Origin of the sequence: Pseudomonas germanica, from assembly GCF_019614655.1 — a bacterium.
In the GTDB taxonomy this organism is placed as follows: domain Bacteria; phylum Pseudomonadota; class Gammaproteobacteria; order Pseudomonadales; family Pseudomonadaceae; genus Aquipseudomonas; species Aquipseudomonas neuropathica.
Genome location: NZ_CP071586.1, coordinates 3,916,409 through 3,931,333, shown reverse-complemented (window position 1 = coordinate 3,931,333; position 14,925 = coordinate 3,916,409). Strand labels below are relative to the sequence as shown.

Genomic DNA, 14,925 nt, shown 5'->3' with positions numbered 1-14,925 from the left:
CAGCCAATCCTGTGGCACACTTTCTGCTGTCTATTCCGTAGTAACAAACCGTGTTCCGGTATAGCGGAATAAACACCATCCTGGAGTGCTTGCCATGCATCGCCGTCCTTCGTTGTTCAAAGCGTGTGTTTTTGTTCTTGTGGCTTCGTCCGCTGTCATGGGTATGGCCCAGGCAGCCGACAGCAAGCTCGACAGTGTTCTGGCCCGTGGCAAGTTGATCGTGGGCACCGGCAGCACCAATGCGCCGTGGCACTTTCAGGGCGCGGACGGCAAGTTGCAGGGGTTTGATATCGACATCGCCAGGATGGTGGCCAAAGGTCTGTTCAACGACCCGAGCAAGGTCGAATTCGTCGTGCAGTCGTCCGATGCGCGAATTCCCAATCTGCTCACCGACAAAGTCGACATGAGCTGCCAGTTCATCACCGTCACCGCCAGCCGTGCGCAGCAAGTGGCGTTCACCCTGCCGTACTACCGCGAAGGCGTCGGCCTGCTGCTGCCGAACAACAGCAAGTACAAGGAAATCGAAGACCTGCAAGCCGCCGGCGACAGCGTCACCGTGGCGGTGCTGCAAAACGTCTACGCCGAAGAGCTGGTGCATCAAGCATTGCCAAAAGCCAAGGTCGATCAGTACGACAGCGTCGACCTGATGTACCAGGCCGTGAACTCCGGCCGCGCCGATGCCGCCGCCACTGACCAGTCCTCGGTCAAATACCTGATAGTGCAGAACCCTGGCCGCTACCGCAGCCCGACCTATGCGTGGAGCCCACAGACTTACGCGTGCGCAGTCAAACGAGGCGATCAGGATTGGCTGAACTTCGTTAACACCGCACTGCATGAAGCGATGACCGGCGTTGAATTCCCGACCTACGCCGCCTCGTTCAAACAATGGTTCGGTGTTGATCTGCCGTCGCCCGCCATCGGTTTCCCTGTCGAATTCAAATGATCCCGTGAGAGTGGGGCGATTAAAGTCGCCCCGCTCAAGGTACTGCTGACCATGAACTATCAGTTGAACTTTGCCGCCGTGTGGCGCGATTTCGACACCTTGCTGGCGGGGCTCGGTCTGGGCCTTGAACTGGCCTTGGTGTCGATCGCCATCGGCTGCGTGATCGGCCTGCTGATGGCGTTTGCCTTGCTCTCCAAGCATCGCGCCTTGCGGGTGCTGGCTTCGGTGTACGTCACGGTGGTGCGTAACACGCCGATTCTGGTGTTGATTCTGTTGATCTACTTTGCGTTGCCGAGTCTCGGGATTCGTCTGGACAAGATTCCGTCGTTCATCATCACGCTGTCGTTGTATGCCGGGGCGTACCTGACCGAAGTGTTCCGTGGTGGCTTGCTGAGTATCCCCAAAGGCCAGCGCGAGGCCGGGCTGGCCATCGGACTCGGTGAATGGCAGGTCAAGGCCTACGTCACCGTGCCGGTAATGCTGCGCAATGTGCTGCCGGCGCTGTCGAACAATTTCATTTCGCTGTTCAAGGACACCTCGCTGGCCGCCGCGATTGCGGTGCCGGAGCTGACCTATTACGCGCGCAAGATCAACGTCGAAAGCTACCGGGTAATCGAAACCTGGCTGGTGACCACGGCGTTGTATGTCGCGGCCTGTTACCTCATTGCCATGCTGCTGCGATACCTGGAGCAGCGTCTGGCGATCCGCCGATAGGAGGCTGCGATGTACGAATCTCCCAGTTGGTTACATGAATTGTGGGTCGCGCGTGAGCCGTTGTGGCAGGGCTTTCTGACCAGCGTGCAAGTGTCGGCACTGGCGATTCTGCTCGGCACGATGCTCGGCGTGGTCACCGGTCTGGTGCTGACCTACGGCAAATTCTGGATGCGCGCGCCGTTTCGTTTTTACGTCGACCTGATTCGTGGCACGCCGGTGTTTGTGTTGGTGCTGGCCTGTTTCTACATGGCGCCGGCACTCGGTTGGCAGATCAGCGCATTTCAGGCCGGGGCCTTGGGCCTGACGCTGTTTTGCGGTTCCCACGTCGCCGAGATTGTTCGCGGTGCATTGCAAGCTTTGCCGCGCGGGCAGATGGAAGCGAGCAAGGCCATCGGCCTGACGTTCTACCAATCGCTCGGCTACGTGCTATTGCCTCAGGCGCTGCGGCAGATCCTGCCGACCTGGGTCAACTCGTCCACGGAAATCGTCAAGGCGTCGACCTTGCTCTCGGTGATCGGCGTCGCCGAATTGCTCCTCAGCACCCAACAGATCATCGCCCGGAACTTCATGACCCTGGAGTTCTACCTGTTCGCCGGTTTTCTGTTCTTCGTCATCAACTACGGCATCGAATTACTCGGCCGGCACATTGAAAAGCGGGTGGCCTTGCCATGACTCAAGCTCAAGTTTCCCCTCAGACTCAGGCGTTGCTGGACATCCGCGGCCTGCACAAACAGTACGGCGCAGTCGAAGTGCTCAAAGGTGTCGATCTGAGCATGCAGCGCGGCAACGTGGTGACGCTGATCGGCTCCAGCGGCTCGGGTAAAACCACGCTGCTGCGTTGCGTGAACATGCTCGAAGAATTCCAGGGCGGGCAGATCCTGCTCGATGGCGAATCCATCGGCTATGACGAGGTCAACGGCAAGCGTGTGCGGCATGCGGAAAAACTCATCGCCCGCCATCGTGCGATGACCGGCATGGCGTTCCAGCAATTCAACCTGTTCCCGCATTTGACCGCATTGCAGAACGTCACCCTGGGCCTGCTCAAGGTGAAGAAAATGCATAAGGATGAAGCTGTGGCGCTCGCCGAGAAATGGCTGGAGCGCGTCGGCTTGCTGGAGCGGCGCAATCACTTTCCCGGTCAGTTGTCCGGCGGTCAGCAACAGCGCGTGGCGATTGCCCGGGCGATTGCGATGAACCCGAGCCTGATGCTCTTCGATGAGGTCACTTCGGCTCTCGACCCGGAGCTGGTTGGCGAAGTCCTCAACGTGATCAAGGGCCTGGCCGAAGACGGCATGACCATGCTGCTGGTGACGCACGAGATGCGTTTCGCCTTCGAGGTCTCGGACAAGATCGTTTTCATGAATCAGGGGCGGATCGAAGAGCAGGGGCCTCCCAAGGAACTGTTCGAACGCCCGCAATCGCCGCGTCTGGCTGAGTTTCTGAAAAATACGCGGTTTTAATCTTACGTTTTCACATCAGGAGAAACACCCATGAGCATTACGCGTTACGGCACCGGCAGCACCGCCGCTGGCGGCCAGCCACGTCCCTTCGCTCGCGCCGTTGAAGCGGATGGCTGGCTGCATGTGTCCGGCCAGGTACCGGCGGTGGATGGCGAGATTATTGTGGGCGGTATCGTCGAGCAGACCCATCAGACCATGAAAAACCTGATCGCGATTCTCGAAGAGGCCGGGTATGGCCTGGAAGACGTGGTGCGCGCTGGCGTGTGGCTGGATGATCCGCGGGATTTCAGCAGTTTCAACAAGGTCTTTGGCGAGTACTTCAAGCCTGAGCACGCACCGGCGCGCGCCTGTGTGCAGGCGAGCATGATGGTTGATTGCAAGGTCGAGATCGATTGCATCGCGTACAAGAAAAAGGCCTGATACACCGCGGCTCTTGTAGGAGCTGCCGAAGGCTGCGATCTTTTGGCATTTTTGGATGCGCCAGAAAGGCAAGATCAAAAGATCGCAGCCTGCGGCAGCTCCTACAGGGAATATTGAGTGAGTAATGACATGACCGAAGACACCATCAAACGCCGGGCCCGCGGTCTGGACCGGGCGTTCGATATTCTCGATTTCCTCAAGGAAATCGGCCAGCCGCTGCGCCCCAACGACATCGCCAACGGCATCGGCAGCCCGAAATCCACGGTTTACGAACTGGTCGCTTCATTACTCGAACGACGGATTCTGGAGCCGGTGGGCAAGGACGGTCATGTCTACCTGGGCCGGCAGTTATACTTCCTCGGTCAGGCACATTTGCGTCATTTCGACCTCAGCCGCGAGGCCGATCATGCCTTGCAGGAGATCGTCAGCCAGACCCGTGAAACCGCGCAGATGTGTCTGCTCAACGGGCGTAAATACACCGTGGCACTGATGAAGGAGGGCGAGCGGCATTTCCGCATTTCCTCCGACATCGGTGAAAACGCCCCCATCCCGTGGACCGCTTCCGGGCGCCTGCTGCTTGCGCATTTAAGCGATCAACAAATCATCGACCTGATCGACGAAAACGACTTCATCCTGCCCGACGGCGAGCGCCTGCCGCTGGAGCGTTTTCTGGCGGAAATCCGTCAGGCCGGCATCGATGGTTTCTTCTCCTTCGACAGTGTTGCCGACACCTTTACCCATTGCTTCGCCGCGCCGGTCAAAGACCCGCAAGGCGTGGCCATTTGCACCTTGTGCATCGTCGCGCCACGGGCCGATGCGAAAAACAATTACAACGACTATCGCCGGGTGCTGATCGAGAGCGCCAACAGCCTCGCCCGGCGCATCAACGAATAACGGCGGCTGGCTGCAGCCGCGAATGTGAGGAGTTCGACCATGACCACTGCCATCAATACTGCTGGAGAAAAGGGCGACGCTGCCATCGGCGCGCACCTGGTACGTGACGTCAGCCTGCCGGCGCTGGTGCTGCATCGTGCAGCGCTGGAGCACAACATCCACTGGATGCAGAAATTTGTCAGCGACAGCGGCGCGGAACTGGCGCCCCACGGCAAAACCAGCATGACCCCGGCACTGTTCAAGCGTCAGCTCGACGCCGGCGCGTGGGGCATCACCCTCGCCAGCGCGACCCAGACCCGGGCGGCTTATGCCCATGGCGTGCGTCGGGTGCTGATGGCCAACCAATTGGTCGGCACGCCGAACATGGCGTTGATTGCCGACCTGCTCGCCGATCCGTCATTCGATTTCTATTGCATGGTCGATCACCCGGACAACGTCGCTGATCTCGGCGCGTACTTCGCCTCGCGCGGGGTGAAGCTCAACGTGATGATCGAGTACGGCGTGGTCGGCGGGCGTTGCGGTTGCCGCAGCGAGCAGGAAGTCATTGAGCTGGCCAAGGCAATCAGCGCGCAACCGGCGCTGGCCCTGACCGGCATCGAAGGTTACGAAGGGGTGATCCACGGCGATCACGCCGTCAGCGGCATTCGTGAATTTGCCGCGTCGCTGGTGCGCCTGGCGGTGCAGTTGCAGGACAGCGGCGCATTCGCCATCGGCAAGCCGATCATCACCGCCTCGGGTTCGGCCTGGTATGACCTGATTGCCGAGTCGTTTGAAGCGCAAAACGCCGCTGGGCGTTTCCTCAGCGTGTTGCGCCCGGGCAGCTACGTGGCCCACGACCATGGCATCTACAAAGAGGCGCAGTGCTGCGTACTCGACCGTCGCAGCGATCTGCACGAAGGTTTGCGTCCGGCGCTGGAAGTCTGGGCGCACGTGCAGTCGCTGCCCGAGCCGGGTTTTGCGGTGATCGCGCTGGGCAAGCGTGATGTTGCGTTCGATGCCGGTTTGCCGGTGCCGTTGCTGCGCTACAAGGCGGGCGTAGTGCCGGCGCTGGGCGAGGATGTCGGTGCGTGCAAGGTCACGGCGGTGATGGATCAGCACGCGTTCATGACGGTGGCGCCGGGCGTTGAGTTGCGCGTGGGCGACATCATTTCCTTTGGTACGTCGCACCCGTGCCTGACGTTCGACAAGTGGCGTGTGGGGTTGTTGGTGGATGAGCAGTTGTCGGTGATCGAGAGCATGGAGACTTGTTTCTAAGGCTTCAGACCGAGTTGCGGCCAATCGCTGGCAAGCCAGCTCCCACAGGGTTCAGTGTTGATTACAAAATCTGTGAGCGACATGAATCCTTGTGGGAGCTGGCTTGCCAGCGATGAGGCCCGCCCAGACACCCGCGAATCAACAGAGACACCACAAGATGAACACCCTCAGCCCCCTGGGCCCGAACATTCCACGCATCGCCCTGATCGGCGAATGCATGATCGAACTGCAGCAACGCGCCGACGGTAGCCTGCAACAAAGCTTCGGCGGCGACACCCTGAACACGGCGGTGTATCTGTCCCGCGCCATGGGCGAGAAGGCGCAGGTCGATTACGTCACCGCACTGGGCGATGACAGTTTCAGCGACGCCATGTGCCAGATCTGGACCAGCGAAGGCATCGGCCTGGATCTGGTGCAACGTCTGCCGGGTCGCCTGCCGGGCCTGTATTGCATCCAGACCGATGCCAGCGGCGAGCGGCGTTTTCTCTACTGGCGCAACGAAGCGGCAGTTCGCGACTGTTTCACCACCCCGGCCGCCGAGCCGATTCTGGCGGCGTTGCCGGATTACGATGTGCTGTATTTCAGCGGCATTACCCTGGCTGTGCTCGGTGCGTTGGGCCGGGAAAAACTTATCCAGACTTTGATCGAAGCGCGGCAGCGGGATGCGCGCATCGTCTTCGATAACAACTACCGGCCACGCCTTTGGGCCTCGGTAGAAGACGCGCGGGCGGCTTATCGCAACGTATTGCCGTACGTTGATCTGGCGTTGTTGACGGTGGATGACGAACAGGCACTGTTCGGTTTTGCCGATTGCGCGGCAGTGTTTGCCGCTTATGCGCAGTTCGGCACGCCGGAAGTGGTGCTCAAGCGTGGCGCCGAAGCTTGTTTGATTCAGTGTGATGGTGAAGCGTTCGAAGTGCCGGCGCAGAAGGTCGAGAAGGTGGTGGACACCACGGCGGCGGGGGATTCGTTCAGTGCGGCGTATCTGGCCAGTCGATTGCTGGGCGGCAGTCCGGTGGAGGCTGCCGAGGCCGGGCATCTGCTGGCCAGCAAGGTGATTCAGGTGCCGGGGGCATTGATTCCCAGAACCTGAAATGCAACACCTGTAGGAGCTGCCGAAGGCTCGGGCCGCGATCGGACGATCTTTTGATCTTGATGTTAAAAAACAAGATCAAAAGATCGTAGCCTCGTTTCACTCGACAGCTCCTACAGGGCTGCAGTGTTTAATCGCGGTAAAACACCTGCACTAGGTGATAACCAAACTTGCTCTTGATCGGCCCATGCACGGTTCGCAGCGGCTTTTTGAAAATCACCGCATCAATCGCCCCGACCATCTGCCCCGGCCGCACTTCACCCAGATCGCCACCACGTTTGCCGGACGGGCAGGTCGAGAATTTCTTCGCCAGCACATCGAACGCTTCACCCTTGGCGATGCGTTGTTTGAGCTGTTCGGCCTCTTCGGCGGTTTTCACCAGAATGTGGCGGGCTTGGGCTTTCATCGTGCGATACCTGATAACGGGGTGACGGCGGGTCGCGGATTATGCCTCAAGTCACGGGGTTTGGCTGATCATCGTGTGGATCTTGCTGGCCAGCAGCTCAATGGCAAACGGTTTGGCAACCATGTCCATGCCGTCCTCAAGAAATCCCTGACGCTCGGCGGCTTTCTGCGCATAACCGGTCATGAACAACACCTTGAGGTCCGGCCGATGCTGGCGGGCGATCTCCGCCAGTTGCCGGCCGTTCATGCCTGGCAGGCCGACGTCGGTGACCAGCAGATCCACGCGTAGATCGGACTCCAGCAGGGGCAGGGCGGTCTTGGCATCTTCGGCTTCGTGGGCCTGATAACCCAACTCCCGGAGCAGATCGAGCACCAGCATGCGCACCGCTGGGTCATCCTCAACCACCATCACGGTTTCACCGGTCGCCGTCGCCGACGGTTGTTCAACGGCGACGATGGCCGGCCGTTCCGGTTCGACGCCATACAAGCGCGGCAGGTACAAGCGCACGCAAGTGCCCTGGCCCGGCAGGCTGTCGAGGCTGACATGACCACCCGACTGCTGGGCAAACCCATAAATCATCGACAGCCCCAGCCCGGTGCCCTGGCCGATGGGCTTGGTGGTGAAGAATGGATCGAAGGCCTTGGAACGCACCGAGGGCGTCATGCCGGTGCCGTTGTCGCTGACCGCCAGCATCAGGTAATCGCCGGCCTTGACCGGTTCGAGCGTGGTGATGTCGCTGCCGTCGAGGTAGACGTTGGCCGTTTCGATCACCAGTTCACCGCCATCGGGCATCGCATCACGTGCATTGATGACCAGGTTGAGCAAGGCGTTTTCTAGCTGACTGACGTCGGTACTGACCGGCCAAACGTTCTCGGCCAGACGCAGGGTCAGTTCGATCGGATCGCCCTTGGTACGGCGGATCAGATCTTCCAGCGAATGCACCAGTTCATTGGCGTCGAGGGTTTTGCGATCCAGCGACTGGCGCCGCGAGAACGCCAGCAATCGATGGGTCAGCGCTGCCGCACGGTTGGCCGATGACACGGCGGCTTCGGTAAAACGGCCAATTTCGTCAGCCCGGCCGTTGGCGATGTAGCGCTGCATCAAATCGAGGCTGCCGATAATGCCGGTGAGCATGTTGTTGAAGTCGTGGGCGATACCGCCGGTGAGCTGGCCGACAGCCTCCATCTTCTGCGCGTGGCGCAAGGCATCTTCGGCGCGCTCGCGTTCGAACATCTCGTTCTGCAAACGCTGGTTGGCCTGGGCCAACTGTTCGGTGCGGGCGCTGACCCGTTCTTCCAGGGTTTCGTTGAGATTGCGCAAGGCTTCTTCGGTTTTCTTGCGCTCGGTCTCATCGATCACAAAGATATAGAAACCACTGATCGCGCCGTCGGCGGCGTAACGCGGCAGGTAATTCATCAGCGCGTGGCGATTGCTGCCATCGCGGTGCGGGGTATACAGGCTGAATGAGCACGGTCTGCCGGCCAGCGCCTCGGCAATGTAGGGCAGGCGCAGGAAATACGCTTCTTCACCGATGACTTCGCGAATCGTGCGCCCGTAGAGTTCCTGTGGCGTGAGGCCGTACCAATCCAGATAGGCCGCGTTGTTGAGGCGAAAGCGCTCTTCACAGTCGACATAACTGATCAGGATCGGCATGGCGTTGATGATCAGTTGCAGTTCGGTCTGGCTCTGGCGCAACGCCTGTTCGGTGTGTTTGCGCTCGGTCAGGTCCAGCGCCGCGCCGAGAAAACGCATGGGCCGGCCATGATGATCCTTGTAGCAGCGCCCGCGGGCGAATACCCAGCGCACCTCGCCATCGCCTTGCTGCAAGCGATATTCCTCAGCGTATTCGGTGCCGTGGGTGATGCAGTGCTTGATGCTGCGCGCAATCATGGCGCGGTCTTCCGGGTGCACGCCTTGCAAGTAATCGCTGATCGGCAACCGACCGGCGAGGCTGGGGTCGACGCCATGCAATTGGGCGAAATGCGCATCGGCGATAAAGCGGTCTTCGCCGATGTCCCAATCCCAGGTGCCGACAGCATCGGTCGCAGCCAGGGCCAGTTGCAGGCGCTCCTCGGTTTCCCGTTGGGCTTTGAGGCTTTCTTCCGAGCGTCGCTGCAGTTCCAGAGCGATGCGGCGGCGTTCGTTGGTTTCGATCGCGGTGACGAGGATTCCGGCGACTTGCGCGGTCTCATCACGAATCGGGCTATAGGTCAGATCCAGCCAGAAGTCGGATTCTCTGCCGTCTCGTTGCAGGGTGAAGCGTCTTTCGCTGTAGGTGCGAACCTGGCCCTGTAGGACGGCGCTGTAAATAGGGTCGGTAAAGTCGCGAAGTTCCGGCCAGATCTGGTGCGCAGGCTGTCCGAAAGCGTGCGGATGCTTGTGGCCGGCAAGCAGGGCGAAACCGTTGTTGTAGATCTGCGTGAGCTGCGGCCCCCACAACAACAGCATCGGCATCGGCGAGTGAATCACGATGTCCACCGCGGTGCGCAGGCTCTGCGGCCAGTTGCCGGCAGCGCCCAGGGGGCTGCGGCTCCAGTCGGTACGGGCGATCAGTGCCTGTGCGTCGTCGGTGTTCGGTACAGCATTCATTACATCAATCCTGAGCGTGGTTCGTTGAGGCGACGTCTATCATTGTTGCAGTTGATCTGCGCCAGGCGCAGGCCGTTGTCTGTTCATTGAATGCTTCGCGGGTGCTTTTTGCCATGGAAATCGATGCGCTGTTGTCAATTTTGTCCAATAAAAACGGTTCGGACCTGTTCCTCTCCACGGGAGCACCGCCCAGTGCGCGCATTGACGGCGTGCTCACAGTGTTGAGCGAACGCCCGTTCAAAAACGGTGAAACCGCGGCCATCGGCGCCTCCCTGATGGACGCCGAGCAACGACGGGAGTTCGACCGGGATCTGGAAATGAACCTGGCGATTTCGCGAGCGGGCATCGGGCGTTTTCGCGTCAATATCTTTAAGCAGCGCAATGATGTATCGATCGTCATTCGCAATGTCAAACTCGACATCCCGCGTTTTGCCGATCTGAAATTGCCGGCAGTACTGCTTGACACCGTCATGCTCAAGCAGGGGTTGATCCTCTTTGTCGGGGCCACCGATTCGGGCAAGTCGACCTCGCTGGCCGCGCTGATCGACCACCGCAACCGCCATAGCAGCGGGCACATCATCACCATCGAGGACCCGATCGAGTACATCCATCGCCACCAGCGCTCGATCATCAATCAACGGGAAGTCGGGGTCGATACACGCAGCTTCCACGCGGCCCTGAAAAACACCCTGCGCCAGGCACCGGACGTGGTGCTGATCGGCGAAATCCGTGACCGCGAAACCATGGAACATGCCCTGGCGTTCGCCGATACCGGGCATCTGGTGCTCTCGACGTTGCACGCGCACAACGCCAATCAGGCACTGGACCGAATTATCAATATGTTCCCGGAAGAACGGCGACCGCAGTTGTTGCATACGCTGGGAAACAACCTGAAAGCATTTATCTCGCAACGCTTAGTCCGCACCGTCGATGGGCAACGCAGGGCAGCTGTCGAGGTGCTGTTGGGCACGCCAACCATCGCAGATCTGGTTCGGCGCGGACAGTTCGAGGAGCTGAAACCGATAATGGAAAAATCCACCGAACTGGGTATGCAGACATTTGATGCGGCGCTGTACGCATTAGTCGCTGAAGGTGCAATCAGTGCGCAGGAAGCTTTAAAGAATGCTGATTCGGTGAATAATTTGAAGTTGCGGATGAAACTTTCTGAAGAGGCAAATGCTGGTAACGATACAACGTCCGAAGAATGGGGGTTGATCGATTAATGTTTTCTTGATTGTTTGTGGGGGGCGGAAACAGTTATTCATGTTTTTTAGATGGATTGGTCGTATCAAAGAAAGTAGAACGTCATCGCGCTGAAGTTGTCAGCTAATTACTTGGTGAGGTTCTAGTGTGAATGATAAGGCCCGGAATAAAACGTTCTGGTCTTCGGCTGTTGCTCTTTCCGAATGGAAGAGCAGGGATGAAGCCGATGCCGTTGAGCGTCAATTGGTTTTGACTCAACTAGAGGCGGCGTTAAGCCAATACACGGATGATCAAAAGATCAATTGGTATGGGCATGAAGTAGAGTTGCAAGCCGGATCGTCGTTGTTCGAGATCTACAATCCCGGCAGCCTTTTGCTTAATGAGTTACTTGCTACCGGCCCGGTATTCGGTGCGATTGCCAGAGAAGGCGCAAGCGATCATGACGGACTTCTGCGCGTTACGCCCGACGGCAAGATGGAAGTCCGTGCGGTCAGGGGGTGGGTGGATCTGGTCGCGGCGCGGCACTTTGAATACAGTGTTCCGACACAATCTGCACTGACGTTGATTTCGGATATAGCAACAGTGGCCGGTGGTTATATATGGCCTGATAACGATATAACTCTCGATCAATGGTTTCGCTTTCATGACATAAACTTGCCGGACAACAAGGCGAAGGTCAGGAATTTGATCGATTTTTTCAAGTTTGATCCGCCAGTGCCAGAGCCGGGCAACTACTGGGAGTATTTTCAAACCGAAGATCCGGCATTTGTCGTATTAAGTGAGGAGCAGTTTTCAGCTATTCGTAATGCGACTGCCAAGTTGATGCCCAACAGAAAACTTCTCACGGCCCTCTACAATGTTACCGGTCGCGCCGCCGTCACACATGAGAGTGCGGCTCAACGGGTCATTGAACTCGTCAATCATCCGATTGCTCTTAATCTCGCCGGTGACTACCTGAAAGAACTGGGCTGGTTCGGTGTGAACGAGGGACAGCAGGCTTCCGATGACATTCTTCGGCAATTGCTGATGACGGCGATATTGCTCGACCTTGATCCATCGATTGGTCACGGCATACAACGTAATCGTGTGGTCGGACTTGATCTGTATGCGCCGAAAAATGTTGATCGTCACCCCTCGGTCATACTTGAGGCGCTGACGGCTGTGCTGCGAACCCGACAATGGCTTGAGGCTGGTCTGGAGCCGTTGGTTGCCCACTTGCTGTTGGCACGCAACGCACCCGAGTTTCTGGTCAGGGAGATTCCTTCGTCGGTTACCTTGGGTTCGATTGGATGGATCAATTTCTGTCGCGCCGTCATGCTGGTCGAGACACTGAAAACCGGTGCGACGCGTGGCATGACCTATGCGCAGGTCATGGCGTATGGCGAACTTGAACCGGTCAGTGAGTCGCAGAAACACAAGCGTGACCTGGCCATGATTGACCCAATCGTTGATTGGGCATTGATCAACCAGATTGTGACCGCCGCTGAACTTGAGCAGGCCGAGCAAACCACTACCCGACGTGCAATTGATGCATTCGAGCGCCACTCGGAAACGTTCGCTCAAATCGCCAAGGCATTTTCGACGCCGTTACCCGACAGAGCGAAGATTGCCCGATCCGCTTTGCAAGTCGCCGCGCCTGGTTGCGACAGCCTGGACGAAAAAGCACTGTCCGAGAAAGGCGGACAGCAAGTCATGTCGATGGTCGACTTGCATCAATCAGGTGATCTGGTCACTGGCCAGTGGGATAGACGTACCGTGCGCCTGGTCACTAACGGTGTCCTCAGGCCGGCCATCAACTACAACCCGTCCGGTGTCAGCCTTTACGCGCGTTACCCGAACTTGTTGAAGCTAGGATCCTGTGACGAGGAGATGGATCGTCAGTTGGCTGTGCATTTCAATGATTTGAACAGCGCCATGTTGTCTAGCGTGAAACTGGCTTTGGCGCAGATGCCAGAGGCGGATTTGCAAGTCTTCATGAATGCCGATATTCACTTCCTGACCGTACGCGAGTCCGCCATTTATTTTAAATCGCGCGGCCTGGGCGGGCCCCTGAAAATTGATCTTGACCAGGAAACAATGCAAAGCAGAGATGCCGCCACGGGACGTTTTGGCATTGTGATGTATGCGTCTCACGAGAATGCGGACATCTGCTACGAACTGTTCACATCGCGCGCAGAGACTCGAAAAAATGACGCCTTGGCGGCTTTCATCAAGCGAGAGCGAAAACTGCGACAACGTTCAAGAATGAGTGCCAGCGCGGATCTAACGTTTCCACTGAGCATCACCGCGACGCAACTCCTGCCGCTCGATGTAAAACGCTATACCCATGCGGCTGCCGAGGACTCTTCGCTCACCAGCAGCATGGCCATCATCGATAATTTTGGCATGCTCAACGCGCCGCAAGCATCGTCGACGCCAAAGTCAGGGTTCTATCAAAAATTCAACGACGCGAATATCGAACGTATCGCCACGTTTCTGGTTAAAAATCGACCTTATCTGAACAAGAGCGAACTGAGAGAACTGGTGCGCGTACCGACTCCGCTTGAACTTTCCAGGGAGGAGGGCGAGCGATTGCTGACTTATTTCATCGACCTGGTGGTGCCTTTCAAAAAATGCATCGAGGATATTGCCTCGGGTGAACATGACAAAGTCGTCGACGGAGTTTACGGATGTCTGATGGATGGCATCGGCCTGGTGGGCACGGTGGCAGGAGCCACCTCCAAAGTCTTGAGCATTTCGGCGAAGGCTATTTCAACCACATCCAGGGCGGCGCGTTTTACCCGATTGGCATTCACCTCGGCCGTTTCCCTTCTCAACCCGCTGGATGGGGTGCCCTCTGGCATTCAGGCGGGCGGAAAATTGGTGAATAAGGGCTTGTTGCGTTTTAGCAAAAACAGCCATGAACTGGTTGCCAGGGCCAACAGCCAATTGCACAAACTCAGTGGCCGTCGGCAGTCCTATGATTTGCTCGGTGCGTCGCAAAGTACCCATTTGGGGTTGGGTCACTGGCAACCTCGCGGCACGCCTGGCAACGTTGTTGCTGTTCTGGCGGCCCGCAGCGGCAACCAATGGTACGCCTTGAACCGGCGTGGCAAGTTGTGGGGTCAACCGCTGAGCGGCTTCGCCTATCAAACACCCTTGCAGTTGCCGTATTCAACCAAGACACTTCCCGCGAGCTACACGTGCAACTTCATCGAAACAAGTCTACCTCGCGCTCGGGCGAAGATTGACAACGCTATTGCTGTGATCAGCCGACATGAGTTCAAGCGAGACGGCGATCTGCTGATGAAGGCACTGTTCGGTAACACGTCGCAGGTAGCGACTGATCGACTGGTGAATTATCTGCGCTTGATTCGCTTTGATTTCGCTGGCTTCTCAGTGAGCAACACGCTTCTCGATGCAGTGAAGCATAACGAGACACTCGCTTCTTTTGATGTGAACAACTACAAGCGTTGGAAAAGTGCCAGCTCCAACGACGCATCGGGTATTGCGTTTATCGAGATTTATACTCAAAACCTGAACAAACACTTCGTCAATCTGGGCTTCAACCATGACGTGGTGGCCGATGACCTGATCCACGAACTGTTTCATGGCAGTGCGCAGACCGTGGATGTCGGCTACGCCACGGACACAGAGCATGCAAGCCACAGCGGGCAGCGACTGGATGTAGCGCAGCTGCTGAATCTTGCGTCCGGCAACCTCCCTGTCGCGGACTCGATCGCTGGCAATCATGCGGTATCCAAGGCCTTTGAGAATGCCGACTCGCTGGCAATTGCCACTTCGTTACTGAGTCAAATGGCTACGGACAAAACGACATTCGACCGCAACATGACGATCATTCGCAGGGCACTCGATGCCAGTGGCGGTAGAGCGATTGGTCAGCCGGTTGTGATTACGCTGAACAAACCCCTCTGACGCCATGCACCGTCGTCAACGCTTGCCGTAAGCG

12 protein-coding genes are annotated in these 14,925 nt (G+C 58.0%); 10 read left to right on the top strand and 2 right to left on the bottom strand.

Going from position 1 to position 14,925, the window contains the following annotated elements; translation table 11 throughout:
* The first annotated feature begins 94 nt into the window (after positions 1-94).
* From J0G10_RS17415 to J0G10_RS17380, 8 genes are all read left to right on the top strand, one after another.
* Positions 95-943, top strand: coding sequence for a transporter substrate-binding domain-containing protein (locus tag J0G10_RS17415; protein WP_220556347.1), 849 nt, complete (start codon positions 95-97; stop codon positions 941-943).
* A gap of 51 nt (positions 944-994) precedes the next feature.
* Entirely contained in the window at positions 995-1,657 is a 663-nt protein-coding gene (locus J0G10_RS17410) for an amino acid ABC transporter permease (protein WP_003225455.1), read from the top strand.
* A 9-nt stretch (positions 1,658-1,666) separates the two neighbouring features.
* The gene (locus J0G10_RS17405; protein WP_095047813.1) at positions 1,667-2,329 is read left to right on the top strand and encodes an amino acid ABC transporter permease; all 663 of its coding nucleotides are present in this window, start codon (positions 1,667-1,669) and stop codon (positions 2,327-2,329) included.
* Positions 2,326-3,117, top strand: a complete 792-nt coding sequence (locus J0G10_RS17400; RefSeq protein ID WP_095047812.1) for an amino acid ABC transporter ATP-binding protein — start codon at positions 2,326-2,328, stop codon at positions 3,115-3,117. Before J0G10_RS17405 ends, J0G10_RS17400 begins: the two co-directional genes overlap by 4 nt.
* A gap of 30 nt (positions 3,118-3,147) precedes the next feature.
* Positions 3,148-3,537: a RidA family protein gene (locus J0G10_RS17395; protein WP_007912330.1), complete on the top strand. Its 390-nt coding sequence runs from the start codon at positions 3,148-3,150 to the stop codon at positions 3,535-3,537.
* Between the two features lie 129 nt (positions 3,538-3,666).
* Entirely contained in the window at positions 3,667-4,431 is a 765-nt protein-coding gene (locus J0G10_RS17390) for an IclR family transcriptional regulator (protein WP_095047811.1), read from the top strand.
* A 39-nt stretch (positions 4,432-4,470) separates the two neighbouring features.
* Positions 4,471-5,685, top strand: coding sequence for an amino acid deaminase (locus tag J0G10_RS17385; protein WP_095126362.1), 1,215 nt, complete (start codon positions 4,471-4,473; stop codon positions 5,683-5,685).
* 157 nt (positions 5,686-5,842) lie between these two features.
* A complete protein-coding gene (locus J0G10_RS17380) occupies positions 5,843-6,778 on the top strand; it encodes a sugar kinase (RefSeq protein WP_220556346.1) in 936 nt (311 codons plus the stop codon).
* 130 nt (positions 6,779-6,908) lie between these two features.
* Here J0G10_RS17380 and J0G10_RS17375 read toward each other — a convergent pair whose 3' ends face one another.
* Positions 6,909-7,184: a peptidylprolyl isomerase gene (locus J0G10_RS17375; protein WP_007912322.1), complete on the bottom strand. Its 276-nt coding sequence runs from the start codon at positions 7,182-7,184 to the stop codon at positions 6,909-6,911.
* 51 nt (positions 7,185-7,235) lie between these two features.
* Positions 7,236-9,773 (bottom strand): PAS domain-containing hybrid sensor histidine kinase/response regulator, encoded by a 2,538-nt coding sequence (locus J0G10_RS17370; protein ID WP_220556345.1) that lies wholly within the window; start codon positions 9,771-9,773, stop codon positions 7,236-7,238.
* A 113-nt stretch (positions 9,774-9,886) separates the two neighbouring features.
* On the opposite strand from J0G10_RS17370, the gene J0G10_RS17365 reads away from it, so the two are divergent.
* Complete coding sequence (locus J0G10_RS17365) at positions 9,887-10,996, top strand: PilT/PilU family type 4a pilus ATPase (RefSeq protein ID WP_095047807.1); 1,110 nt, start codon at positions 9,887-9,889, stop codon at positions 10,994-10,996.
* A 127-nt stretch (positions 10,997-11,123) separates the two neighbouring features.
* Complete coding sequence (locus J0G10_RS17360) at positions 11,124-14,891, top strand: hypothetical protein (protein ID WP_220556344.1); 3,768 nt, start codon at positions 11,124-11,126, stop codon at positions 14,889-14,891.
* Positions 14,892-14,925 lie beyond the last annotated feature (34 nt).